The 24145-nt window shown below is 69.4% G+C and carries 17 protein-coding genes and 8 pseudogenes; 14 read left to right on the forward strand and 11 right to left on the reverse strand.

Going from position 1 to position 24145, the window contains the following annotated elements; all coding sequences use genetic code 11:
- The first annotated feature begins 242 nt into the window (after positions 1-242).
- Both ACFY1L_RS52100 and ACFY1L_RS52105 read left to right on the forward strand, forming a co-directional pair.
- Positions 243-428, forward strand: coding sequence for a hydrophobic protein (locus tag ACFY1L_RS52100; protein WP_384250758.1), 186 nt, complete (start codon positions 243-245; stop codon positions 426-428).
- A 195-nt stretch (positions 429-623) separates the two neighbouring features.
- Positions 624-977 carry a PRC-barrel domain containing protein gene (locus tag ACFY1L_RS52105; protein WP_388842489.1) on the forward strand — a complete coding sequence of 118 codons (354 nt, stop codon included), beginning with the start codon at positions 624-626 and terminating at the stop codon, positions 975-977.
- Positions 978-1341: 364 nt separating this feature from the next.
- Here ACFY1L_RS52105 and ACFY1L_RS52110 read toward each other — a convergent pair whose 3' ends face one another.
- From ACFY1L_RS52110 to ACFY1L_RS52125, 4 genes and pseudogenes are all read right to left on the reverse strand, one after another.
- The gene (locus tag ACFY1L_RS52110; protein WP_388842491.1) at positions 1342-1830 is read right to left on the reverse strand and encodes a flavin reductase family protein; all 489 of its coding nucleotides are present in this window, start codon (positions 1828-1830) and stop codon (positions 1342-1344) included.
- Positions 1831-2270: 440 nt separating this feature from the next.
- Positions 2271-2468: pseudogene (locus ACFY1L_RS52115) on the reverse strand (Rrf2 family transcriptional regulator); the annotation flags it as partial.
- 1257 nt (positions 2469-3725) lie between these two features.
- Positions 3726-4148 carry a hypothetical protein gene (locus tag ACFY1L_RS52120; protein WP_388842493.1) on the reverse strand — a complete coding sequence of 141 codons (423 nt, stop codon included), beginning with the start codon at positions 4146-4148 and terminating at the stop codon, positions 3726-3728.
- Between the two features lie 470 nt (positions 4149-4618).
- Positions 4619-5521 carry a LysR substrate-binding domain-containing protein gene (locus ACFY1L_RS52125; RefSeq protein WP_388842495.1) on the reverse strand — a complete coding sequence of 301 codons (903 nt, stop codon included), beginning with the start codon at positions 5519-5521 and terminating at the stop codon, positions 4619-4621.
- 188 nt (positions 5522-5709) lie between these two features.
- Between ACFY1L_RS52125 and ACFY1L_RS52130 the strand changes: the two genes are divergently transcribed.
- The gene (locus ACFY1L_RS52130) at positions 5710-6003 is read left to right on the forward strand and encodes a DUF1330 domain-containing protein (protein ID WP_388842497.1); all 294 of its coding nucleotides are present in this window, start codon (positions 5710-5712) and stop codon (positions 6001-6003) included.
- Positions 6004-6241: 238 nt separating this feature from the next.
- On the opposite strand, the gene ACFY1L_RS52135 is transcribed toward ACFY1L_RS52130, so the two are convergent.
- Positions 6242-6853, reverse strand: coding sequence for a hypothetical protein (locus ACFY1L_RS52135; RefSeq protein WP_388842499.1), 612 nt, complete (start codon positions 6851-6853; stop codon positions 6242-6244).
- Positions 6854-7179: 326 nt separating this feature from the next.
- Here ACFY1L_RS52135 and ACFY1L_RS52140 point away from each other — a divergent pair, with 326 nt between their 5' ends.
- From ACFY1L_RS52140 to ACFY1L_RS52155, 4 genes and pseudogenes are all read left to right on the forward strand, one after another.
- Positions 7180-10842 (forward strand): S8 family serine peptidase, encoded by a 3663-nt coding sequence (locus ACFY1L_RS52140; RefSeq protein WP_388842501.1) that lies wholly within the window; start codon positions 7180-7182, stop codon positions 10840-10842.
- Positions 10843-10900: 58 nt separating this feature from the next.
- Positions 10901-11902 (forward strand): LuxR C-terminal-related transcriptional regulator, encoded by a 1002-nt coding sequence (locus ACFY1L_RS52145; protein WP_388842502.1) that lies wholly within the window; start codon positions 10901-10903, stop codon positions 11900-11902.
- A 107-nt stretch (positions 11903-12009) separates the two neighbouring features.
- Positions 12010-12210 (forward strand): annotated as a pseudogene (locus tag ACFY1L_RS52150) (IS5/IS1182 family transposase); the annotation flags it as partial.
- Between the two features lie 218 nt (positions 12211-12428).
- Positions 12429-12878: pseudogene (locus ACFY1L_RS52155) on the forward strand (transposase); the annotation flags it as partial.
- Between the two features lie 30 nt (positions 12879-12908).
- On the opposite strand, the pseudogene ACFY1L_RS52160 reads toward ACFY1L_RS52155, so the two are convergent.
- Positions 12909-13367, reverse strand: a pseudogene (locus tag ACFY1L_RS52160) (transposase); the annotation flags it as partial.
- A gap of 204 nt (positions 13368-13571) precedes the next feature.
- On the opposite strand from ACFY1L_RS52160, the gene ACFY1L_RS52165 reads away from it, so the two are divergent.
- The 3 genes and pseudogenes from ACFY1L_RS52165 to ACFY1L_RS52175 form a co-directional block, all read left to right on the forward strand.
- Positions 13572-15656, forward strand: a complete 2085-nt coding sequence (locus ACFY1L_RS52165) for a hypothetical protein (RefSeq protein WP_388842504.1) — start codon at positions 13572-13574, stop codon at positions 15654-15656.
- Positions 15657-15777: 121 nt separating this feature from the next.
- Positions 15778-16497 carry a UPF0158 family protein gene (locus ACFY1L_RS52170; RefSeq protein ID WP_388842506.1) on the forward strand — a complete coding sequence of 240 codons (720 nt, stop codon included), beginning with the start codon at positions 15778-15780 and terminating at the stop codon, positions 16495-16497.
- Positions 16467-16568: pseudogene (locus ACFY1L_RS52175) on the forward strand (IS982 family transposase); the annotation flags it as partial. The gene ACFY1L_RS52170 and the pseudogene ACFY1L_RS52175, both read left to right, overlap by 31 nt.
- A gap of 19 nt (positions 16569-16587) precedes the next feature.
- Here the strand turns inward: ACFY1L_RS52175 and ACFY1L_RS52180 are convergent.
- Entirely contained in the window at positions 16588-17757 is a 1170-nt protein-coding gene (locus ACFY1L_RS52180) for a hypothetical protein (RefSeq protein WP_388842508.1), read from the reverse strand.
- A gap of 612 nt (positions 17758-18369) precedes the next feature.
- Between ACFY1L_RS52180 and ACFY1L_RS52185 the strand changes: the two are divergent.
- A pseudogene (locus ACFY1L_RS52185) lies at positions 18370-18671 on the forward strand (MurR/RpiR family transcriptional regulator); the annotation flags it as partial.
- A gap of 49 nt (positions 18672-18720) precedes the next feature.
- On the opposite strand, the gene hutU reads toward ACFY1L_RS52185, so the two are convergent.
- Genes hutU through ACFY1L_RS52200 form a run of 3 tightly spaced genes read right to left on the reverse strand, consistent with a single transcriptional unit; the run spans position 18721 to position 21831 of the window.
- Positions 18721-20379 (reverse strand): urocanate hydratase, encoded by a 1659-nt coding sequence (gene hutU / locus ACFY1L_RS52190; RefSeq protein ID WP_388842576.1) that lies wholly within the window; start codon positions 20377-20379, stop codon positions 18721-18723.
- A 5-nt stretch (positions 20380-20384) separates the two neighbouring features.
- A complete protein-coding gene (locus ACFY1L_RS52195; protein ID WP_388842510.1) occupies positions 20385-21167 on the reverse strand; it encodes an enoyl-CoA hydratase-related protein in 783 nt (260 codons plus the stop codon).
- Positions 21160-21831, reverse strand: coding sequence for a 3-hydroxyacyl-CoA dehydrogenase family protein (locus ACFY1L_RS52200; protein ID WP_388842512.1), 672 nt, complete (start codon positions 21829-21831; stop codon positions 21160-21162). Before ACFY1L_RS52200 ends, ACFY1L_RS52195 begins: the two co-directional genes overlap by 8 nt.
- A gap of 1 nt (position 21832) precedes the next feature.
- Between ACFY1L_RS52200 and ACFY1L_RS52205 the strand changes: the two are divergent.
- The 3 genes and pseudogenes from ACFY1L_RS52205 to ACFY1L_RS52215 all read left to right on the forward strand — a co-directional run.
- Positions 21833-22177 (forward strand): annotated as a pseudogene (locus ACFY1L_RS52205) (lyase family protein); the annotation flags it as partial.
- A 2-nt stretch (positions 22178-22179) separates the two neighbouring features.
- Positions 22180-22374, forward strand: coding sequence for a hypothetical protein (locus tag ACFY1L_RS52210; RefSeq protein WP_388842578.1), 195 nt, complete (start codon positions 22180-22182; stop codon positions 22372-22374).
- Positions 22375-22430: 56 nt separating this feature from the next.
- Positions 22431-22694: pseudogene (locus tag ACFY1L_RS52215) on the forward strand (hypothetical protein); the annotation flags it as partial.
- 128 nt (positions 22695-22822) lie between these two features.
- On the opposite strand, the gene ACFY1L_RS52220 reads toward ACFY1L_RS52215, so the two are convergent.
- Entirely contained in the window at positions 22823-23869 is a 1047-nt protein-coding gene (locus ACFY1L_RS52220) for a LacI family DNA-binding transcriptional regulator (protein ID WP_388842514.1), read from the reverse strand.
- Positions 23870-24145: the final 276 nt, after the last annotated feature.

The raw sequence follows: 24145 nt of genomic DNA on the forward strand, positions 1-24145 counted from the left end.
GCGCCTGGTCCGGCCTGGGCGGTCCGATGCCCCGCAGCATCGCTCTGGTGCTGCGGGGGCGGTGCCGTCCGTCGCCGGATCGGGTGCCCGAGGGCGCGTCGCCGAGTGCTGGCCGGCTCCGGGAGGAACGAGGGGTGTGTCAAGAGGCGGACCGGATTGCGCCAGATGCCGGGCCCCGACCAGGACGCCTGAAAACGATCCTGTTACGAAATTGCAGGCGTGGGCGGGGAACTGGTGGGCACATGCCGGTTCGGAGGTTGACAATTATGGTTCCGCTGCTTCTCGTTCTTCTGCTGGCGCTGATTCTCTTCGGTGCGGGTTTCGCGCTGAAAATTCTGTGGTGGGTTGCGATCGTCGTGCTGGTTCTGTGGCTCGTCGGCTTCGTTGCACGTCCGAAGGGTGGGAGTGGTCGCTGGTATCGCTGGTAGTTGACCGGCAAAAATACTTCCCGGGCAAGGGTCCGGGAGAATTATGAGTTCTGGCCTGAAAACGAGGTGTGCCACCCAGGATTACGGGCACTCGCAACCAAGCCGGTTGAAGAAACCGCAGTACACGACGTACGGAAAAGGAGGATCGGCGGGAATTCCTGCCGTCCCTCCGTTTACCGGAGGAGTTGTTTTCGCGTGACTGAGAATGTGTGGAGTTACAAGTCGACCGCGGGTCGTCTGGCGGACGCCGACCTCACTGGATACAAGGTCGAGGCCACGGACGGCAGCATCGGCAAGGTCGACAAGCACTCCGACGAGGTCGGTGACGCCTACCTGGTCGTCGACACCGGGGTGTGGATCTTCGGCAAGGAGGTCATGCTCCCGGCGAGCACGGTCGTGAGCATCGACCCGAACGAGAAGAAGGTCTTCGTCGGCCTCACCAAGCAACAGATCAAGGACGCCCCGGAGTTCGACCGGGAGAAGCACCTCGGCGACCAGGGTTACCGCGACGATCTGGGCACCTACTACGGCACCGGCCCGCACGCCTGACCCGACACCCGCTCTGAGCACCACGGCCCCGGGACTCTTTGACGAGTCCCGGGGTTCTCGCGTGCCCGGGGCGAAAGTGCAGGCGATGCGTGGGGCTCAGCCTCTCCACGCGGCCGATGACCGGGCCGGGGCTGCGTCGAGGACCAGAGATCTGCCCGGTCCGAAGTCTCCAGTGGCGTCGGTGAACTTGAACTTGTCGACGTGGCCGCAAGTCCCACCATCGAAAGTCGGACCAGGCGGTCCATTTCGCGGCGGAGAGGTCGGACTGACCGGGGGACCGCAGCCGCGTCAGTGACCCGCTCGTCGGAAGGAGGGGCGCCGGCTGATCTCGCTCGGTGCCGCCCAGGTGCGCCCGGCCGACGGCTCAGGCCGCCGGGTGGCCCGGGGTGATGTCATGGGTGTCGTTCAGCGTCAGCAGGGGGGTTCGGTTGCCCGCGCAGTTTTCCGCCGCCTCCGGAGCGAGCAGGAAACCGACGTGGTCGCCGCCGTCGACCCGGTTCTCCACGCGACCGACGAACCAGGCGGGGGCCTCGTCGAGGATGAGTGAACCTCCCGGCCCCGGATGCCACGGCACGTCGATGAACTTGTCGGTGCGGTCGCCGGTCTCACCGCCGAAGAGCCGGGCCAGCCGGTCCTGGTCGCGGCGGAGGAGATGGACCGCGAGTCGTTCGGCACGATGGGCGACGCGGTACGTCCGGTTGGCTCTGGACAGCCAGACCATGAACCGGGCGGGCTGAATCGAGCACTGCGAGGCGAATCCGACCAGGCAGCCGGCTCTCTCCCCGTCGGCCTCGGCGGTCACGACGTACATCGGATAGTCGAGCAGGTCGGTGAAGGGGTCGAGATCGGTCACGGTATTCGGCTCCCGCCTCAAGAGATCGGATCGGACGTCGGGTCGCTCCGCGGCCTGTCCGGGTGCGGCTGCGGCGCCTGGATGATCGTAGAAGTGTCCATGTGGCCGTGTGAGGTCCCTTTCGCCGAGCGCTCGGAGCAGTGACGCATTGGTCGGGTGTGCCCTACGAGGTTCGTCCGTGAGGCGCCCCCTTCGCATGGAGCCACGGCTCGGCCGCGGTGGGCCGGTCGCTGTGCGGGTAAGCGGCGAGGAGCTCGTCCGGGCCGGGGGTTTCGACGGGGCCGGGGGTGAGGGTGTTGATGCGGATTTGCTGCCGGTCAGTTCCGCGGCCCGGGTGGGGGCGGGGCTGCGGATGGCGGCCTTGGTGGCGGCGTAGGCGCCCGGGCCCGGGGCGGCCCGTAGGGCCGAGCTGGAGGAGAGCAGCTGTCTCGGCTGGGTTGCCCGGGGCCGCCACCTCGCCGTGAAGCGGCCAGGCCGGCCTGGCGCAACTCGCCCAGTAGGCGGCGGATCACCGCCGGGTTGGTGTTGACGCTCGCCGCGATCTGCTCGGAGGTGGCGACCTCGTGGCCACGCCACTGATACAGCCCGATCCATGCCAGGGTGTGCGCCGCGATGGTCAGTCTGCTGTTGGCGCTCACCTCGAACTCCACCTCCCTCGCCCCCAGGCTTCGTCGTAATGATAGTTGTTACAACTGTGCCGCAAGTCCTGCGGGTACCGGGCAGGCCTCGTCAAGGAGCACGCCACCCGCGAGCACACCATCGCCGGGTTCTTCTCCGTCAGCCGGGCCACCGTTAATCGAGTTCTGGAACGCACCCAGGGCCAGCACGCAAACTGAGCCGAACGGCGGTAGGCCCCACCGGCCTGCCGGCGGGTGGAACGGGTGAACCGCACTGACAGGCCCTCGATCAAATGACCCCGATCAATCCCACCAGTTGAACATCAGCTCGCCGACCGTGCTGGGGCGCCAGTAACGCACCTGTTTCAGCTCTGCTTCGGCGAGCTCGCTGGTGTCGGCCTCCGCCAACGGCGTGCTCAGTTCTCCGACGTCCAGCAGCCGGAAGCCGCCCAGCTCAAATGCGTCCGCCCACGCCGGCGGGGCTGTGAAGTACGTCAGAGGCGCACCAACCTGCGGAGGACTCGCCGCAAAGGCAACGACCGGGAGTACCTCGTGGCACAGGACGGTTGACCGAATGCCTGGGGCGGTGATCAGAACCGTGTGGAAACTCGGCGTGACTCCGGCCGGAGTGTCACTTCGCCGACCGTGGCCCGAATCGACCGGGCCACCGCATAGCAGGCGGCTCTGAAGGCCCCGACGTCCACCTGCGGCAACGGATCATCGCCGTGCCCCCAGAACCCGGTGGCTCCTCGCGCGACGCGGATCAACGCACGACTCGACTCTCATTCCGTCCGTCAGGTCTGACAAGGATGCCACGCGACCGAATCGAGCGATCACCCGCATCTGCCACCCTCCGGAGTCCTCTCCGGTGGCCCGTCTCAGTCACGAGGGTGGGGAATTACGTGAACTTAGCCATGGGGAAATACGCCATCGTCCACAGCCCCGCGTGATGGGGCGCAGGTTGGCGCTGAATTGCCTGTAACAAGCGATGCGCGAGCGGCTACGGTGACGATCAATGCACCGCGGGGGCACCAGGTGATCTGGCGCGGCCTCTACGTCAAGGGGTGCGCCGACGCACCGCTGATGATGGGGGAGAAGGTCTACCTCGTCGACTCGTAGTTCGGCGGAAGTCGTATGAGACTGTCGCATTGGGCGGAGACCCGGGGATGCGTCGTGATCGGAGGGCTGGGCCTGGCATCTCCCGGTGGCCGGGGTCGCGCTATGGGAGGTGCGGGAAGCCTTCGCCCCGGGCTCGTCGAGTGCGGGGGCGCCTCGTGCTCATCCTTCGAGCAGGGCGGCAGGTTCGAGGAACTCGCGGGCTGTGTCGCAGAGCCTGAGCCAACGGTGGCCCGATCGGGGTGTCAGTCCGGTGGACAGCAGGCGGAGTTGGTCGACTCGTGGCTTGACCGGATCCGGCAACGACGGTGGCAGGGCGGCGAACAGTTCTGTGCTCTGCTGTTGGTGCAGCGCGGCCGCGGCGACCGGGTACCAGGTCTGCGGGTTTCCGGCGCCGGGGTCATCGGCCGTGGCCAGCAGCGCGATGAGGACCACGCTCTCGACCTGGGGGAGGAAGGCGTCGTAGTTGACTTCCCAGGCCTGGAAGCGCTCGCGCAGACGGCGGGCAAACGTGGGGTCGGCTAGGCGTGTGCGGATCACCTCGCCGGCGACTCGTGCCGCCGTGGTCGTCGCATTGGCCGTCATCAATTGGTCCTCTCCCGGGGATGGTGCGGGCAGACATACAGCATTCTGCCCGCACCAACAGGGCTGCTTTCAGAGGCACTTCACTTTGAGCGTCGTGCTCATGGCGCACCGGACCAGTGGTGATGCGGGCAAGCCGTGGGCGGCCGTGCATGACCAGTCCAAGATTCCTGCGGTGCGTCGGCTGTATACGACGTCGAGGCCGCCGTACGGACCAAGGTCCGCCACCCCGAACCCGCGCCGGCGTAGGACATGGCCTGCTGAGCCGAACACGTGGGGCCCGTACCGCACCGGTATGGGCCCCACGCGCGTGATCGATCCGCTTCAGGTGAGGAGGTCGGCGACCAAAGCAGCGAACTCGTCGGGGGTAGTGAGGCGGATGCCGAGCTGTTCGGCCTTGGTGCGCTTGGAGCCTGCGCCCTCGCCCGCGACGACGAGCGTTGTCGCAGGCGTCTCGCTTGCCCTCTTGCGTGTCAGTCCGCCAGCCAGTGCAGCTCGTGCGCCAGGGTTTTGGCGACGGCACGGATGCGGCGGTGTAGTGGCGACTGCTCGCGTGGGAGGACCAGGTGGATCGTCAGGCTGGGCGCGCCCCGCAGCGGTCGCCAGGTGAGACCGGCCGGTTGTGCCGTGACCGCGGCTTCTCCGGCCGGGGCGAGGGTGACCCCGTCGCGCAGGTCGCGCTGAGACATGTCGAAAGAGACTGCGGGCGTGTGGAATCGGGGGTGTGGTCGGGTGTCTCGAAACAGTGCGGACAGCTGATCGTGGATCACGGGGTTGGCCGCACGGTCCGGGAGTCGCAGCGGATACGCGGCCGCGTCGGCGATCTCGATCTCCGGGTGTTCGGCCAGCGGATGGTGCTGCGCCAGCTGGACTCCGATGCGCGCACGCCGCAGCAGGAACCGGCGCACGCCACGGCCCGGCTGTTCACCGCGGGTGATCCCGGCATCGATGCGGCCGTCGGCGACCGCGGGGGAGATCTCCGGTGTCGCCATCGGGACCGCGCCGACCTCGAGTCCGCTGTTGCCGCGAATCAGCCTGTCCACCAGGGCCGGTACCGTCTCGGCCCCGGCGCTGAGGCTGTATCCGATGCGCAGCGTGCCCAGTTCACCGGCCGCCGCGCTCCGGGCGGTGTCCCATGCCCGGTCCAGCGCCGCCAGCGCGGGCGGCGCGGACTCCGCCAAAGCCGCACCGGCCGTGGTCAATACGACGCTCCGCGTGTTGCGGACCAGCAGGGCCGTACCGAGTTCCGCCTCCAATCGGCGCATCCGGGCGCTGAGCGCGGGCTGCGCGATACCGATCCGTGCGGCCGCGCGGGTGAAGTTCAACTCCTGCGCCAGCACCAGGAAGTACCGCAGGCTCACCGTATCCGGCGCCACGTACCCTCCCTGCCGATTGATAACGATCCGTTCTGAGTCTATCCCGTATTGATCTTTCCCTCGACCGCACATCAAGCCCTAGCCTGCGCATATGACGATCCAACTGACCGCAGTAACCGTCGCCGGGATCGATCGATCTGAGTGTCAATCCGAAGTCGGACGTGTCCGGCCGAACACAGGAGGTTTCCATGGCCAAGGGCTACTGGGTCAGTGTCTACCCCGCCATTTCCGACCCTGAGACGCTGACCGCCTACGGCGACCTGGCCCGTCGGGCTGTCCAGGCTGGGGGCGGGCGCACCCTGTCCCGTGGCGGTCGAGTCGTCGCCCACGAGGCCGGAATCACGCACCGCGTCGTTCTGGTCGAGTTCGACAGCTTTGAACAGGCCGTCGCGACATACGAGAGCGAGGCATACCAGAAGGCGCTGGCGGCCCTCCCCGACGGCTTCGAGCGCGACTTCCGCATCATCGAAGGCATCGACTGACCGGCGGGCCCAACCATCCCTGAGCATCCGTCACCTGCTACGCACACAGTGCTGAACGACGACTCACAAGACGAGTTCGAAGCCATGCCTCGCGTCCCAGTTCGTCGTCGACGTCCTCGACGGCCTGATCCCCGTCGGGCGGATCGAAGAAGCGACGCGACGTCCGGGACAGCTGGACTGTCTCGCTGACCTCGTCGACGAAACTCACCCTCGCCCGAAGCGAACCGCGAACCGCTTCTCACACGACAGATCGGTCCAGCGAACACAAGGCTTCGATGACCAGGCGCGCATCCTGCATCCATCTGCCGTGTGCCCCGTCGGGGCTACTCAGAGTACTGCTGTACAGTTTGAAGAACCGCAGGTCAAGACCTCTTTCGAGGAGTTTCGATCTGCGGTTCTTCTGTTGTTGAAGTAGCCCAGGGGCGCGCCTGGCTGCGCCAGGATGGCGCACTGGAGCCGGCCGGGGACGCCGGGCCGCGCGCCAGGTCCAGAGGAGGTGGCCGGCGCCGAGGACACCCAGTAGGACGCCTCCGCCATTGGCCTCCAGGTCCGTGTTCGACGCGGTGTCGGCGGTGCGGACGAGGGTGTCGGCGCAGCCCAGTCCGACGCCGGCCGCCAGGCTGGACACGATGAACCAGAACCCTTTGCGCGGCTGCGGGTCGCTGGCGGGCACGCTGGCGACCGCGTCGGGGTGCGTCTGCCGGTACCAGCGTGCGAGGTGGTCCTGGAACTCGGCGTGCCGGAACTGGTACTCCGGCCCCACCGCTCGCAGCAGCCCCAGCCGGTGGGCGTCGTCGAGGAATGGCATGAGCCCGAAGGGCAGCCTGCGGCGGGTGGCCGCGTGTCCCACGGCCACCGCATACACGAACCACGCCCGCCTGCCGGAGAACAGCGTCGTCCCGACCACGAACCCCGCGCCCAATCTGCCCTACGGGCCCCATCGGCGCGCCGTGATCCGGCTGCGCCTGAGGATGCGGCGGCGCACCCCGTCACCGTCGCAGGACGAGCCCCGCCGACGCCCTGTCCGCCCGTCAACCCTCGTGGCCGAGAAAGGCATTGGCACTCCCCGGCCACAGCAATCCCTTGAGTCGCTTTGCGCGCGGCACTCACTCTGAGTACTGGCTTCCGCTCCACGAGGGCGGAGGCGTTTCAGCGTTCAGGGGAGGACGTCCACACATGCGAAGACTCCACGCCCTTTGGGCCGTGGCAGGAGCGGCCGGGCTGCTCGCCGGGGCGGTCACGCCCGCGGCGGCCGGTCCCGCGTCCCCGCTCGACCAGCCGGGCACCACGCGGGCACCACACGCCGACACCCAGACCGTCACCCTCATCACGGGCGACACGGTTTCGGTCACCACCGGGCCCGACGGCAAGTCCGCCGTCGACATCGAGCGCGGCAAGGGCCGCGAGACCGCCACCTTCCTGTCCACCGAGCAGGACGGCGAGGTCAGTGTTCTGCCGGCGGACGCGATCCCGTTGGTGAAGGCGGGCCGTCTCGACCCGGCCCTGTTCAACGTCACCCAGCTGGTGAAGCAGGGGTACGCGGACGCGAAGACCGGCATCACGCCGGTGATCGCGACGTACAAGAGCGGCAGCGCGACCCCCGAGGGCGCACGCCGGACGCTCAAGTTGCCCGCGATCGACGGGGCCGCGCTGAGCGCGAAGAAGTCGACCTCGTTCTGGGCGGACATCGCTCCCGCGCTCGGCACCAAACCCACCACGAAGGCCGCCAAGCAGCTCGGCGAGGGCATCGACAAGATCTGGCTCGACGGCAAGGTGCAGGCGTCCCTCGACGTCAGCGTGCCGCAGATCGGCGCACCCGAGGTGTGGAAGTCGGGCTACGACGGCAAGGGCGTCGACGTCGCGGTCCTGGACACCGGCGTGGACACCGGGCACCCGGATCTGGCGGGGAAGCTCGCCGAGACGCAGAGCTTCGTGCCGGGCGAGACGGTGCAGGACGGCCACGGTCACGGCACCCATGTGGCCTCCACGATCGTCGGCTCCGGGGCGGCCTCGGACGGCAAGCGCAAGGGCGTGGCGCCGGGCGCGGATCTGTTCGTCGGCAAGGTGCTCGACAACACCGGCCACGGCCAGGACTCCTGGATCATCGCGGGCATGGAGTGGGCGGCCCACTCCGGGGCGAAGATCGTGTCGATGTCCCTGGGCGGTGACGCCACCGGCCCCTCCGACATCCTGAGCGAGACCGTCGACGAGCTGTCCGAGTCCACCGGCACCCTCTTCGTGATCGCGGCGGGCAACTCCGGTCCGGCCGAGCAGACCGTCGGCACCCCGGGCATCGCCGACTCCGCGCTGACGGTCGGCGCCGTCGACAAGTCCGACAAGCTGGCCTCGTTCTCCAGCCGCGGTCCGCGCACCGGCGACTACGCGGTCAAGCCGGAGATCACCGCGCCGGGCGCGGCTATCACGGCGGCCCGCGCCGCCGGCACCACCATGGGTACGCCGGTCGACGACTACTACACGACGGCGAGCGGTACGTCGATGGCGACCCCGCATGTCGCGGGCGCCGCGGCGCTGGTCGCCCAGGCCCATCCGGATTGGACGGGGCAGCAGATCAAGCAGGCGCTGGCGACCACGGCGAAGACCATGCCGGACGCCGGTGTCTTCGAGCAGGGCGACGGCCGGGTCGACGCCGTACGGGCGGTGAATCAGGGCGTCTTCGCGACCCCGGCACTGAGCTTCGGCAAGTACGAGGAGGCCGACACCGCAGCCGCCAGCAAGGACATCACGTACACCAACACCACTGACAAAGCGGTGGAGTTGAAGGTGTCCTCGTCACTTCGTGACGCCGCACTGAACGCGGACACGGTCACCGTCCCGGCGAAGGGCACCGCCACCGTCTCGGTCACGGTCGACCCGGCCGAGGAGGCGGTCGGCCGGTACACGGGCCACATCACCGCGAGCGCCGACGGTGTCCAGGTCACCACGGCCGTCGGCTTCGAGAAGCTGCCGAAGACCTACGACCTGAAGGTGTCGCTGCTGGGCCGCGACGGCAAGCCGTCAACGTCCGCGTCGCTCTTCATGCTGCAGGAGCTGAACGGCGCGTACCCCGACACCTACGGGTTCATCGGCCAGGGCTACACCTTCAAGGTGCCGGCCGGCACGTACTCCACGGCGTCCTGGATCTCGCAGCGGGACGCGGCGGGACTGGAGATCAACACCTCGATCGTCGGCGATCCGGAGATCAAGGTCGACAAGGACACCGAGGTCGTCCTCGACGCCCGCAAGGCGGTCGAGATCAAGCCGAAGACCAAGGAGGACTCCGAGTTCCGAGGCTTCACCACCACCTGGCATCGGGAAGGCCCGGGCACTGGCCTGGGGGTGGCCTACAGCCAGGGCTGGTGGACCGACCACGTCTATGTGGCGCCCACCGAGAAGGTCACCCAGGGCATGTTCGAGTTCTCCTCGAAGTTCCGTCTGTACGCCAAGGAGCTGACGGCGAGCGTCACCAGCCCGCAGAAGTACGCGCTGCCCCTCGACTACGCGCAGACGTACAGCGGCCTCCCCGTGAAGGTCAGCGGTGACCACACGGTGCGGGCGGTGGACGCGGGCGCCGGAACCGCGGCCGACTTCAAGGGACTCGACGTCAAGGGCAAGGTGGCGGTCGTCCACGTGGGTGCCGGTAAGACAGCGGACGAGGCACTGACCAACGCGACTGCGGCCGGGGCCGGTTACGTCCTCGCCTACCAGGAGACGCCCGGGTACTGGCTCGGCTCCGTGCAGAGCATGACCATCCCGCTGATGCTCGCCACCGGCGAGGACGGCGCGAAGCTCGGCGCCCTGCTGAAGAGCGGGAAGAAGGTCAAGCTGAAGCTGACCGGCACTCCGGTCAGCCCGTACGTGTACAACGTGATGTTCCCGCAGGTGGGGGCCGTCTCGGCCAACCAGACGTACAACCTGAACAGCTCCAACACGGTGAAGCAGACGGTTCGCTACCACGGGGCCCGGGCCGGTGATGTCGGCAAGGACGCCGTGTACCGGTTCCGCCCCTGGCAGGGGGCCGACATCGCGACCACCAACAACGTGCAGCTCGGCACGGAGCGCACCGAGTACTACAACGTCTCCGACACCCGGATCTGGCACGCCGTCTATCCCAACTGGAAGGCGACCCAGCCTCAGTGGGGTGCCGTGCGGACCTTCGACAAGGCGGGCAAGCAGCCCGCTGAGGACTGGCTGGGCCAGGTCGTCCGCCCGGCGACCGCTCAGCAGTACGGCCTCTCCCAGCGCACCGGTGACAAACTCACCTTCCGGATCCCGGAGTTGAGCGATTCCGCACCGGGCCACTACGGATTGGTGGACAACGTCCTGGACACCGCGAAGGGCAAGTTGTACGCGGACGGCCAGCTGGTCGGCGACACCGCGCTCGGCGGCTACGGCGCCTTCACCGTCCCGGCGGCGAAGTCCTCGTACCGCCTCGTGGTCGACGCGCAGCGCACGGCCGACTGGGCGGCGTACTCCACCGGCACCCACACCGAATGGTCCTTCGCCTCGGCGCACACGGACCAGCAGACGGCACTCCCGCTGCTCTCGGTCGACTATGACGTGGCCGGGCTCAGCCTCCTCAACAGCGCTGAGGCCGGACACACGTCGAAGCTCGGCCTCTCCGTCCGGAACCAGTCGGGCGTCGTCACCGACAGTTCCCTGAAGGCCTGGGTCTCCTACGACGACGGCACCTCCTGGAAGGAAGTGAAGATCAAGAACGGCAAGGCGGAGCTCAAGCATCCGAAGAAGGGGGCCGGGTTCGTGTCGCTGCGCGTACGGGCCGCCGACCGGGACGGCAATACGGTCGACCAGACGGTCGTACGGGCGTTCGGCCTGAAGTAGACGACCGCCGCCAAACATTGCGAAAATTCTTAACAAAGATCGTCTACCGTGCCGGGCCATGGTGAACACGGCATACGACACGGCAAGGGAGACCCCTGCCGCGAGCCCCTGGGCCGCGGTGGGGGTCTCCGCGTTCGACGAGCGGTTGTACCAGGCCATCCTCAACCAGCCCGACGCCGGCGCGGCCGGCTGGGCGCTGCTGACCGGTGCCTCCCCGGCCCGGGTCCGGGAGGCCTGCAACCGGCTGCTCACCCTCGGGCTGCTGCAACCACCGGACTCCATGGGCGGGTTACGGGCAGTCGACCCCCGGGTGGCGATCCGCGCGCTGATCCGGCGGCGCGAGACGGAGTCCGAACTGCTGGCCGCCACCGCCGAGGAGATGGCGACCGCGTACGAGGCGGGGCTGCTGCGCGAGGAGCCGACCCGGCTGGTCGAGGTGGCCTCCGGCGAGGGCGCCATAGCGGCACGACTGGAGGAGATGTACGCGCGCGCGGAGCACGAGGTGTGCCTCTTCGACACACCGCCGTATCTCGCCCCGCCCGCTCCGCAGGTGGATCTCCAGGCCGATCTGCTCAACCGCGGGATCGTCTCTCGCGGGATCTACGCGGCGACCGGCCTGGAGGATCCGAAGGTCCTGTCCCGCGCCTTGAGGATGGTCGAACTCGGCGAGCAGGCCCGGGTGTTGCCTTCCGTGCCGCTCAAACTGCTGGTGGTCGACGGATGCCGGGCGCTGCTGCCGCTGACCGCCTCCGCGGCCGGCGGCTACTGTGCCGTCGTGGTCTGGCACTCGGCGGTGACCGAGGCCCTGCAGAAGCTCTTCGAGATGGCCTGGCAGCAGGCGACTCCGCTGGGGCAGGCGACCGACGACAGTGAACTCTCCGAGAGTGAGAGGACGTTGACCCGGCTGCTGGCGGCGGGAATGAAGGACGAGGCGGTGGCTCGCCATCTGGGGGTGAGTCTGCGGACCCTGCGGCGGCGGGTGAGCGAGCTGCAGGAGCGGCTGGGGGCGGCGAGCAGGTTCCAGCTGGGGGTGCGGGCTTCTCAACGCGGCTGGGTGTAGCCGTTGCGGACCCTTTGAGGCGACGGGCCGCGCCCTGGCCGGGAGCGCGGCCCCCACTCCATGAACTGCGTGGCCGAAGGGTGCATTGGCACGCCCCGGCCACAGGAATCCCCCGCAAAGGCATCGAGTCCAGCGAACGATTGGGCCGTCGCAGGTGGGTGATCGAGAAGACGATGCCAACGTCGTTGCTGTCCGGCTACCGCAGACTCAGCCCCCGCTACGAGCGTCATCCCCGCAACTACCTGGCCTCTCTCGGGCTCGCCGGGGCTATCTGCTGCTACAAGCGCCTCGTCCGCCTCACCACATAGGACACGGTCTTACTGAGCGTTTGGTCCTGTCTCGGTCGAGTTGGTGCCGTTCCCAGAGTCACGCGGCAGCGGGGCCGCTGTGCTTGATGGGACAGTCGACCCGCCCGCGACGCCTGGGAGTCGTTTCGTTCCGGCTGCTCCCGTCTGCTCCCAACACGCCCCCGAGCGCCGCCTTTTGACCTCTGGCGGGACCGGCCGCAGCGGACTACTTCGCACACATGACTCCGCACGGCCCCTCTCCCAGCGACCTGTCGGACGCGCGCTGGGAACTGATCGAGCCCGTCCTGACGTCCTGGCGGGACCAGCGCCGCGCCCGGGCGCTGGACATCGGCCGACCGCCCGAACACGACCTGCGCCAGATCATGAGCGCAATCCTGTACGTGGACCGCACCGGCATCCCCTGGCGCTACCTCCCGCCCGACTTCCCTCCCTGGGCCACGGTGTACGGGTACTTCGCCAAGTGGCAACAAGACGCCGTCTTCGAGCAGCTCACCGGCCTGCTGCGGCGCCTGGTCCGCGAAGCCGAGGGCCGAGCCGCGGAGCCGTCGGCATGCGTGCTGGACTCCCAGACCATCAAGACCTCCGCCAACGTGCACCTCGCGGATCAGGGCACGGACGCCGGGAAACGGATCGAAGGCTTTCGCGGATCCGGCACTGTCGGCGTGGATGATGATGTCGGTGCCGTGCCGGTGAGCGTCGGGGATCTGCGCGAGCGCCTGGTCGAACACCGCGATGTGGTCAGCGGCAGTGTGGGCTCCGGAGTTACCGGGCCGCAGCCATCCCGACACGGCCTCGCCGGTGTTCGCGAGGAAACAAGGCAGCGGATGGAAGCCGAAGCCGCCCTTGTAGGTCAAGTCGGCCCGTTCCTTTTCCGAGTGGCAGGCAACCAGCGTGGCGTCGAGGTCCAGAACCAGGCCGGGAAGCTCTCGTCCGCCGACCCGAACAGCAGGTATGCCCGCGCCGGTCTCGGCGGCCTGCATCCAGGCGACTTCCCGGGCGCAGGCGCGGTCCGCTCGCAGTGAGGCGATTGCAGCCTCATCGGTGTCAGCGAGCAACCGCCAGGCCGTGGGCGTGGAGGCGACCGGGCCGAACACCTCGGGGTCTCTCGCGAGTCGGCGGAAAGGGTCCTCGCATACCTCCGCACCTGGGTCCTCCATCGTGTCCCGTTGCCTTGAAGCGTGCCGACGTCGCCCTTGGCTCACCGATCGGATTAGCGAGACGTAGTCATGCCGCGACAACACGTGACCGCACTCCTGGAGGGTAGCTGGCCGCTCGTCCCCGGCCGCGTTGTGCGTCGCGGTTCGGCGGTAGCGTGGCGCGGCAGGGAGTGCTGAGGACAGGTTGGGCGGGTTTCCATGCGGATGCGGTTCGAAGCCGGGGCCGAGGAGGAGTTCGAGGCGGCGTGCGGGCTGCTGGTCGACCGGCTGGTCCGGTGGGCCGGGGAGCAGGGACTGCCGGTGGACGGGTTCATGGCCGAGTCGGCGCTGGACTACCGCCACCGGGCCACCGCTGACGGTCGGTTGGGGCTGTGGGAGCCACGGCATGTGGAGGAGCTGCTGCTCTGCTGGCTGCCGGAGACCATCACTGAACTTCCCGGGGAGGAACGCGGCGACGCCCCGGGCACGTTGCGTACGCTGCTGCGCTATCTGCACGCCGCGCGGTTGGCGGATCCGCGGGGCCCCGCACTCGAGGACTCCCTCGCCGCGGTCGACGCGGTTGCGGAGCTGTTTCCGGGGGCGATGGCGGACCGCACCCGCTGGGGTTTGGCGAAGTTCTGGGCGATGACAGCCGCCGAGCAGGGCGTGGATGTCCTGGACGGGGCGGCGTTGCAGCGGTTCGCGGAGCGTGCTCAGCGCGGGGAGGTCGCCTACGACCAGCAGGCCCTGGACACGGTCATGGAACGGCGGTTGACCGGCCGTGCTCTGTCCAGTGTGGCTCGGGCCGAGCCGCAACTGCCCGTGGTGCTGCCCCCGGACGACGAGCTGCGCCGACAGGCCGAGGCCTCGACGATCGTGGGGCAGTTGCGCGGGCTCGCCGAGTGGGCGGGGCGCGATGGCCGCGCGGTGACGGCGGCGGGGCGGCTGCGGATGGCCGATGCCCGCGAGCTGGTGCACGTGCTGGGTACCGGCGACAAGGCCGAGGGGGTGCGCTCTTCGGCCGATCTGCCGCGGCTGGGGCTGCTGGTGGAGTGGGCGAAGAGGGCGCGGCTGGTCCGGGTGGCCAAGGGGCGGTTGTATGCGGTGGCCAGGGCCCGGCCGGTGCTGGCCGATCCGCTTGAGCTGTGGCTGCGTGCTTTCGAGGCGTGTTTCGAGTTGCGGCAAGCCCTGATCGGGGCGCGCAGTGGCTGGCACGTCGAGTCGATGCTCTTCGATGCGTACGAGGACGTGCTGGAGGACGTGCTGAACACGCTCTACAGCTTGCCGTACCCGATGCCCTGGCCGCGGCTGCGTGACGCCGTTCACCTGGCCTACCAGGTCCGCTTCCAGTTGGACGGCGGGTCGGACGTCCAGCACCGGATGTGGTTCGAGCACGCCGACCGGGACCTGCGCACGGTGCTTGACACGCTGGTGGACCTGGGCGCGATCGAGCGTGAGTGGGGGATGGCCGATCCGGTGTTCCTCGAGGTCGACCTTTCCGCTGAACCCGAGTTGCCCGAGGGCTTGCCGCCGGAGCTCGCGGAGCTGCTGGGCGCCGCAGAGGTGGCGCCGGACCCGGCGGCACAGGAGCGTGACCGCCGTCTGCGTGAGGAGCTGGCTGCCGGACCGGTGGAGCTCCTCCGTCTCACCGAGCTGGGTACCCGGGCGGTACGGCAGCGGCTGCTGGCGGTCGGCCGGGATGCACCGCTGGTCGGCGAGCTGGCCCAGGCGTCGGCGGCCGGCCTGCTGGGTGTGCTTGCCGACGACTACGACCCGGATGCCGCAAGCGTGGAGCTGGCCGGCTGGATCTTGGCTCGCGGCGAGCGGGATGCCGCGCTGCGGCAACTCGTCGAAGCGGTACGGTCCATGCCCTTCCGGGTGCGTGCGCACGCGATGCTCGCCGTACTGCTGACGGCGTTGCCGGACGGCGAGGGCGAGCGGCTGCTGCGCGGGCTGCGCGACGACGCAGCGCTGGCGCCGCTCGTGCTGACCGCGCTGGCGCACCATGAGCTGCTGTCCCCCGAGGACATGACCGATGCCGAGCATCTGCTGCTGATCGCAGAGAACCTGCTCCAGCTCGTGGAATTGGCGGGCGGCGGGGACGGCGCCGAGGCGGTGCTGCGTGCCCAGGGCCGCGATGCCAGGGACGCGGTTGCCGCCGCACTGGACTCCGCGCACCCGGACCGGGCCGGACTCGAGGAGCTCGGGCAGCTCGCGGCCAGGGCACTGCGTACTCCCGCCGCCCGCGTCGGCCGCGCCCGGAAGCGTCGGCGTACCGCCGGCAAGAGTGGCCGCAAGCGGCACCGCTGACCAGGGCATGACCGCCTGCTCATGAAGGCGCCGGGTGAGACCGGCACCGGCCACGGCGTCGGGCGGCGGGAAACCGGACCGGCGTCGTACGTCCCCGGAGACGCGCGCTACGGTCACAGTCGTGGCCGAGGGATGGGACGAGGACGGGCTGCGAGCCGTACGAGGCGCGCTCCACAGTCAGGACTGGGTGGCGCTGCTTGCCGCGTTGCAGCGTGGCACCGTGCGTGAGGTGCTGCAGCTGGCCGGCGATGGTGTGGCCGGGGCCGCGGCGCGGGGCCTGCCGGGGGCTGCGGAGATGGCGGCCTCGTTTATCGGCGAACTCACGGAGCGCGGCTTCCGGGGCGACGAGGAATTGGCGCACCAGTTGCGAACGGCCATGGGAGATGCGGCGATCCCCCTCCTGCGCCCGCTCGCGGTCGATCTGGAGATGCTGGCCATGCTGCTGGAGGGCGACCTGGCTGAGTCGGGTGGCCGGATCGATCTGTCCACCGGGGAGTGCTGGCCGGCGTTCACCGACGAGTTGGAGCCTGGGTCCGGGGTCGAGGAGGCGGATGATCCCGAGCGATGGCTGTATGTGCCGGCTCTGGGTTCCCGGGCCGGTTACCGGGACATGGAGCTGTTCATCGACGGGCTCGGCGACGTCGCCCTCGCCGACCGGCTGCGGATCGCCATCACCGGGCGGGGCGCGTTCCGGCGCTTCAAGGACGTCCTCGCCCGGGACGAGCGCGCCTGGCGCCGGTACCACCGGCTCAGCGATGAGCGACAGCGCGGCCGGGCCCGCGCCTGGCTGGTGGAGGAGGGCTATTGCCCGTCCACGTCATGCAGCGCATCCTCGCGCTGACCGTCGCGATCTGGCACGACGACCACGCCGGACAGCCAGTTCTGCGCTCACTGGCCGCCTATGATCACTGACCCCTTGGAATCAATTATCTCAGCGGGACGTCAGGCCGGCGTCGGTGAGGCGGCGCATCAGTGAGGACTTGCCACGGTGCTGCTCGCGCAGGTCATGGAGGCGCCGGGCGAACTCCTCGGGGGTGTCGGCCCGGTCGTGGATCTCGCGGAGATCCTTCAGGAGGGTGACAGCGGTGTCGTAGGGGCCGGGCTGCTTCTTCCCGATCAGGTTGGCGACGTCCTGCCAGGCTTGCTCGGCGTTCTCGGCCAGGCGGTCCAGGTGGCTCTCGCGGGCCAGCTGCTGGGCCCGGCGGGCCTGGGCGCGGGCCTGATCCTGCTGCCGGGTGTGCTCGCTGCGCACCTCGTGGGCGGCGTCGAGGAGCTCTGCGGCTGAGCGGCGCCGGGCGGCGGTGGACGGTTCGGCTGTACCGCGGGACGCGGCGCAGTGGCGGGCCAGAAGCGCCGGGCCAGGCTGTGGGGCGACGCCCAGGGCGGCGTCCAGCAGCAGGGCATCCTTCTCGTGTTGCGGCAGGGCGCGGATCCAGGCGGCGAGTGCGTCCTTGTCGATTGCCTGGGAAGGGGCGGCGCCGCTGGCGCGGGCAGCCGCGGTGAGCAGGTGCGGGTCGATGCACAGGAAGTCCGCCAGTGCCTGCTGCGGTCCGGTGAGGCGGGCAAGGCCGGCGGGTACGGGCGGCTCGAGGGTGGAGGTGTACTCGTCCTCGTCGACGTCCTCCTCCAACTCCCAGCGGGTGAGCGCGGAAAGCCAGGCCAGATAGAGGGGGCGCCGGTCGCCCGCGGCGAGTTCGGTACGCAGTGTGGTGAACGAGGCGAGGGTGAAGGAGGTCTCGAAGTCCCACTCGCAGCCGTCCTCGGCTGAGTAGGCGAAGTCGAGCAGCAGATGCCCGTTCGTGGTCCAGCAGGTCAAGGCGTCTTCCGCGCAGTAGGGTTCGGCGTTGCGGGCGGGCAGCAGCGCGCTGGGCAGGCGCAGCATCAGGCGCCGCGAGCCCCAGTTGGCGAAGTACAAGTGGGCGTCGTACAGCTGCTCCATCAGTCTGCGCTCATCGCCGCGGAAGTCGCCGTAGTGGTACTCGTTGACGAAGTGCGTCGCGCTGATCGTGGCCCGGCTCGACAGGGCCCGTACCTGCTCGAGTTCGTCCTTGGTCAAGGGTCGGTCGATGGCCTGGAACTCGTAGTACTGGTACTCGCTCACGGTCGTGCAGACTACCTACGGGCGCTGGGGCTCATCTCAAGGGACCTGGATGTGAGCCCTCGTTCGGGGCCCATCCACGGTTACGGTCCTGGCGCCGCCGTCGGGTTCGTAGGATCGAGCCGAGAACGACGGGCCCGCAGGGGCCGGAGGGCAGGCGTGTGGTGGCGGCACCAAGGGAACTGGTGGCTGGGCTGCTCGGCGGGGCGAAGGCGCGCGGGGGCTTTCAGCGCCCGGCTGGAGGCGCCTGCGGCGGGCCTGGGCCTTGAAGTGGCCGAGGTCGGGCCGGTACGCCTTCCACTGCGGGTGCCCCAGGTGAAGCGGCTGATCTCGGTGGCACGACCCGCGTTGTTCGGGCGGGGCGAGGAGACGCTGAGCGACACCAGTGTGCGCGACACCTGGCAGATCTCGCCGATCAGCTCAGTCTTACCGGTCCTTCCTGGTCGTCGCTGCTGAGGACGGTGACGCCGTCTGAATCCAGTGCGCCCGGGGGTGACAGAACGCCGGAGTCCAGGACGTCGGGGCTCACGGATACATGGCGGGCGCCGCGCTCCGCGAGTTGCGCGATCTGCGCAGGCGCGGAGGGATCGGCGGTCCCGACGACGACCAGGAGGGGCCGTCGCCTGCTTCGCGCTGCCCTGGCATCCCCGCGAGGTCGTGGACACGCTGACGTACGCGAAGGAGGCCGGACTGACCGTCGTCAGGCTCGCCGACTCAGCGTTCGCGGCGGTCGCCAAGGTGTCCGACCTGCTGCTGCCGGCCGCCGTCGGCACCAGGCTCGCCTTCGACACCGCCTGCGCGCCGATGCTGCTGGCCGGGTGCTGCTGGAGGCGATCTGCGACGACCTGCCGGACGCGCAGGCCCGGCTGGAGCAGTTCGACGCGGGGGAGGCGGCGCGCGGGCTGTTCGTGGAGTGAGCGGCGGTGACCTCGGCGCGTTCTGGGAGAGCGATGCGCGTTCCGGGGATCAGACGCCTTCGCGCATAGGCACCCGGACGCCCCGCTCGTCGGCGACCGTCTCCGCGATGTCGTAGCCGGCGTCGACGTGGCGGATGACGCCCATGCCGGGGTCGTTGGTCAGCACGCGGCGCAGCTTCTCGCCGGCGAGTGCGGTGCCGTCGGCGACGGAGACCTGGCCGGCGTGGATGGAGCGCCCCATGCCGACGCCGCCGCCGTGGTGGATGGAGACCCAGGACGCGCCGGAGGCCACGTTGACCATGGCGTTGAGCAGCGGCCAGTCGGCGATCGCGTCGGAGCCGTCGAGCATGGCTTCGGTCTCGCGGTACGGGGAGGCGACGGAGCCCGAGTCGAGGTGGTCGCGGCCGATGGCGAGCGGGGCGGCCAGCTCACCACTGGCGACCATGTCGTTGAACCGCTCGCCGGCCTTGTCCCGCTCGCCGTAGCCGAGCCAGCAGATACGGGCGGGCAGGCCCTGGAAGTGGACGCGCTCGCCGGCCATCTTGATCCAGCGGTGCAGGGATTCGTTCTCCGGGAAGAGCTCCAGGATCGCCTTGTCGGTCTTGTGGATGTCGGAGGCCTCACCGGACAGGGCGGCCCAGCGGAAGGGCCCCTTGCCCTCGCTGAACAGCGGCCGGATATAGGCAGGCACGAAGCCGGGGAAGGCGAACGCCCGCTCGTATCCGGCGAGTTGGGCCTCGCCGCGGATCGAGTTGCCGTAGTCGAAGACCTCGGCGCCGGCGTCCATGAAGCCGACCATCGCCTCGACGTGCTTGGCCATGGACTCACGGGCGCGGGTGGTGAAGCCCGCCGGGTCCTTGGCCGCGGCGTCGGCCATGTCGTCGAAGTCGACGCCGATGGGGAGGTAGGCGAGGGGGTCGTGGGCCGAGGTCTGGTCGGTCACGATGTCGATGGGGGCGCCCTCGGCGAGCATCTGCGGGAGCAGTTCGGCCGCGTTGCCGAGCAGGCCGATCGACAGAGGCCGGCAGGCGTCCCGGGCCTCCACCGCCAGCTGCAGGGCGTGCTGCAGCGAGTCCGCGCGCACGTCGAGGTAGCGGTGCTCGATACGGCGCTCGATGGCGCGCGGGTCGACGTCGATACAGATCGCGACGCCGTCGTTCATGGTCACGGCGAGCGGCTGCGCGCCGCCCATGCCGCCGAGGCCGGCCGTCAGCGTGATCGTGCCCGCGAGGGTGCCGCCGAACTTCTTCGCGGCGACGGCGGCGAAGGTCTCGTAGGTGCCCTGGAGGATGCCCTGCGTACCGATATAGATCCAGGAACCGGCGGTCATCTGGCCGTACATGGTCAGGCCCAGGGCCTCCAGGCGCCGGAACTCCTCCCAGTTGGCCCAGTCGCCGACCAGGTTGGAGTTGGCGATCAGGACACGCGGGGCCCACTCGTGGGTCTGCATCACCCCCACCGGACGGCCGGACTGCACCAGCATCGTCTCGTCCTGCTTCAGCCCCTGGAGCGTGCGGACCATCGCGTCGAACGACCGCCAGTCCCGCGCCGCCTTTCCCGTGCCGCCGTAGACGACGAGCTTGTCGGGGTGCTCGGCGACTTCCGGATCCAGGTTGTTCTGCAGCATCCGCAGCGCCGCCTCCTGCTGCCAGCCCTGCGCGCTGAGCGAGCTCCCTCGGGGAGCGCGCACGGTCCTCGGTCCAGAAATTCCAGTCATCGTTCGTTGCTCCGGCGCTTGTCGAGGAAGGCCCGCAGGCCTTGGGTGTGGTCGTCGGTGGAGGAGTTGAGGGCGGCCAGGCGGCGTTCGGTGCGGATGCCGACAGAGAGGGGCGGCTCGAAGGCCGTCAGCACCGCCTCCTTCGCCAGTCGGACCGCGGTCGCGGGGTGGGCGGCGATGGTGCGGGCCGTGTTGTGGGCTGTGCGGTCGAGCTGGTCGGGGGGGACGACGCGGCTGACGAGGCCGGCGGCGAGGGCTTCGGGGGCGGTGATGGTGCGGCCGGCGAGGATCATGTCCATCGCGAGGGCCTTGCCGACCGCGCGGACGAGGCGTTGGGTGCCGCCCGCACCGGGGATCGCACCGAGACGCAGCTCGGGCTGGCCGAAGCGGGCGGTGTCCGAGGCGATGACGAGGTCGCAGATCATGGCGAGTTCGCAGCCGCCGCCCAGGACATGGCCGTTGACCGCCGCGACGAGAGGGATGCGGGTGGCGTACAGGGCCTCCCACAGGTCGCTGAAATCATCGAGGTACGTGCCGACCGGGCCAGACTCCGAGAGTTCCGCCAGGTCGGCGATGTCGGCGCCGGCCGCGAAGAGGCGTTCCGTGCCGCTGATGACGACGCAGCGGACGTCGGGGTCGGCGTCCCAGGCGCGTACTGCGTCCAGCAGAGCCGTCATCATGGCGCGGCTCAACGCGTTGGCCGCTTCGGGGCGGTGGAGGCGGACGTGGCCGACCGCGTCCTCAGTACGGGTCAGAATGGTGCCGGTGCCGTCAGCCATCGTGGGTCAACTGCCTGACGACGGCGTCCCGGTGGGCCTTGACCCGGTCGGCCCGTTCGCCGGGCCACTCGTAGAAGCCGCGTCCCGACTTGGCGCCCAGAGCGCCTTCGGCCACCAGTTTCCTCACGGACTCCGGCACTTCGGCCGAGCGGCTCAGCTCGGGCATCAGGATCGCCGACACCTGCTCGACCACGTCCAGCCCGGCCAGGTCCATCAGCTCCAGTGGGCCGCAGGCCGCCCAGCGTGGGGCGAGCGTCGTACGGACCGCCAGGTCGGCGTCCGCCACGGAGGTCACGCCCGACTCCACCAGGTGCAGCACCTCGCGCAGCACCGCGTACTGGATACGGTTGACGACGAAGCCGGGGACATCCGCCCGTACGACGACGGGCAGCTTGCCGAGCCGCCGGGTCAGCGACTCGGCGCGCTCCATCGCCGTCGCGGTGGTGGCCTCGCCGGCGACGAGTTCGACGAGCGGCATGACCGGCGCGGGATTGAACCAGTGCATGCCGAGGAACCGGCCGGGATCGTCAAGTGCCGTGCCCAGCAAGGTGATCGGCACGCTGGAGGTGTTGGTGGTGAGCAGGCAGTCCGGTGTCACCGCGGCCTCGATCGAGGCGAGGACGTCCTGCTTGAGGGCGACCACTTCGGCGACGTTCTCGCTCACCAGCCTCGTCGAGGCCACCCAGGACTGCGGCGCGTTCGTCCAGATGTCCGGCGTACTCAAGCGGATCGCGGTCAAGCTCTCCAAGAGCTGCAACGACCTGCGGCTGCTGTCGTCGGGGCCGCGCGGGGGCCTCGGCGAGATCAACCTGCCGCCGGTGCAGGCCGGTTCGAGCATCATGCCCGGCAAGGTCAACCCGGTGATCCCCGAGGTCGTCAACCAGGTCGCCTTCGAGGTGATCGGCAACGACGTCACCATCACCATGGCCGCCGAGGCCGGACAGCCCCAGCTCAACGCCCCGGAGGGAAGGTCGCCGAGGTCGCCCAGCTCCTCGGCATCAGCGACCAGACGATCTATGTCTGGCGCCGCCAGCACCTCATCGATACAGGGCAGTTGCCCGGAACGACCAGCGCCGGCCAGTCCGAACTCGCTGTGGCCCGCAAACGCATCGCCGAGCTGGAGGCCGAGTCGGCCATCCACCGCCGTGCTGCCGAGCTGCTGGGTGAGGTGACGTCCCCAAAAGGCGGTTCGAAGCCATCCGTGTGATGGCCGGTGAGCATCTCCCTCGGGACAGTCCGGAGCCTCCACCGATCCCGGAGCGCTTCAACCTTCGCCACACCGGGCACACTCTCTCGACCAGCTCAGGCGCCACCCTCAAGGACACGATGGTCCGTGCCGGCCAGTCCTGCGAGAAGGCTGCTCTGATCTATCAGCGCTCCGACGGCGAGCGACAGCAGGATGTTGCTGCCGGTCTCGACGCGCGGGTACGCAAGGCACGCCAGGAAGCTGCGTCTGGCACGCGACCGCTGATCACCACGGACAGCAAAAAGGCCCGGGTCTCTGACGCGCAGATGTCCTGTCTCTGAGGTGATCGTGCATGTCCTGGGACTGCCATGCGCGGTCGTCCATGGGGCCGGAGTGCCAGGTGTCGGCCTGCGTACTCCGCCCGGATGCTGACAGTCCGTAGGTGCCGGCCTCCGTATCCGCCCGTATCTCACGGTCGGTCGGCTGCCGCCGTCTGTCGTCCGATGGTGCTGGCTCGTGGAATCAGGCGGTGCGGTGCCCGGATCTCCCTGCCGGGCAGGGGAGTTGAGCTGGTGATCCGCTTCAGCAGCAGTTCCACCGCGGTCTCCGCGATCATCTTCTTGTCCGGGGAGACGGTGGTGACGGGTGGATTGGAGTAGCGGCCGTCCTCGATGTCGTCGTAGCCGACGACGGCGATGTCCTCGGGGACGCGCAGTCCGCGGGAGGCCAGGGTGTGCAGGGCGCCCAGGGCCACCAGGTCGCTGTAGCAGAAGACCGCGTCGGGCGGTTCCTCCAGGTCGTCGAGCAGGTGGGCCATCGCGGTCGCGCCGTCGGAGCGGTTGAAGCGCGGGGTGGAGACGATGAGTTCCTCGCTGACGGGCAGGCCGGCCCGCTCGTGGGCCAACCGGTAGCCCCGGGTGCGCAGTTGGGCCGCCTCGCCGGTGCGGTAGGGCTGGTCGCCGATCGCGGCGACGCGGCGCCGGCCGAGGCTGAGCAGATGCTCGGTGGCCTCCAGGGAGGCGGCGACGTCGTCGATGCCGACATGGTCGAAGCCGCCGTCGCTGACCCGCTCGCCGAGCACGACGAGCGGCAGGCTCGGGTCGCGTTCGGTCAGGTCGGACTGGGCGAGGCCGAGGGGGCTGAAGATGACGCCGTCGAAGAGCAGGTGCTGGGCGCCGCGGCTGAGGAACAGCTTCTCGTGCTCGGCGTCGCCGTCGGTCTGGTCGATCAGCACGTTGTAGCCCTGGACGCGGGCCGCGCGGATGATGCCCTGCAGCAGTTCGGCGAAGTAGGGGGTGTCCAGGTAGGGCACCACCACCGCGATCTGGCCCGAGCGCCCGGCGGCGAGGTTGCGGGCCAGCACGTTGGGCCGGTAGCCGAGCTTGTCCACGGCCTGCTGAACCCGGAGGCGGGTGGCCTCGGCGACGGGCGCGTAGCCATTGACCACGTTGGACACGGTCCGGCTGGAGACGCCGGCGAGCTCCGCGACGTCGCGGAGTGTGACGCCCTTTGCCATATGTCACCTTCATCCCGTATGTCGGTTTCAGCGCTGAAATTTTCCCCCAAGAGGTCTCCTGTGCCTCTTGCAGCGCGGCAACTTCTCGGTTAACACTTTTGCAGCGCTGCAGAGCGTAGCAGAAGGGCTTGATCCGGCGGATCAAGTTCCCAGGGACCGTGACGTCACCGCGCCACGGACCGGATCCCCGAGAGTGATCACGGGGATGAACAGTAGGAGCCGCAGTGGGACCAGCAACCTCTCACGGGCCGGGAGCCGCACCCGTCCTGATGGGGC

The organism is Streptomyces sp. NPDC001663 (assembly GCF_042893105.1).
Classification (GTDB): Bacteria; Actinomycetota; Actinomycetes; order Streptomycetales; family Streptomycetaceae; genus Streptomyces.

Excerpts from the sequence above, each read along its gene's own strand:
- ACFY1L_RS52165 (WP_388842504.1), top strand. The coding sequence starts at position 13,572 with ATGCGGTTCGAAGCCGGGGCCGAGGAGGAGTTCGAGGCGGCGTGCGGG.
- ACFY1L_RS52140 (WP_388842501.1), top strand. The coding sequence starts at position 7,180 with ATGCGAAGACTCCACGCCCTTTGGGCCGTGGCAGGAGCGGCCGGGCTG.
- ACFY1L_RS52195 (WP_388842510.1), bottom strand. The coding sequence starts at position 21,167 with ATGGCTGACGGCACCGGCACCATTCTGACCCGTACTGAGGACGCGGTC.
- ACFY1L_RS52145 (WP_388842502.1), top strand. The coding sequence starts at position 10,901 with ATGGTGAACACGGCATACGACACGGCAAGGGAGACCCCTGCCGCGAGC.
- ACFY1L_RS52100 (WP_384250758.1), top strand. The coding sequence starts at position 243 with ATGCCGGTTCGGAGGTTGACAATTATGGTTCCGCTGCTTCTCGTTCTT.
- ACFY1L_RS52220 (WP_388842514.1), bottom strand. The coding sequence starts at position 23,869 with ATGGCAAAGGGCGTCACACTCCGCGACGTCGCGGAGCTCGCCGGCGTC.
- ACFY1L_RS52120 (WP_388842493.1), bottom strand. The coding sequence starts at position 4,148 with ATGACGGCCAATGCGACGACCACGGCGGCACGAGTCGCCGGCGAGGTG.
- ACFY1L_RS52130 (WP_388842497.1), top strand. The coding sequence starts at position 5,710 with ATGGCCAAGGGCTACTGGGTCAGTGTCTACCCCGCCATTTCCGACCCT.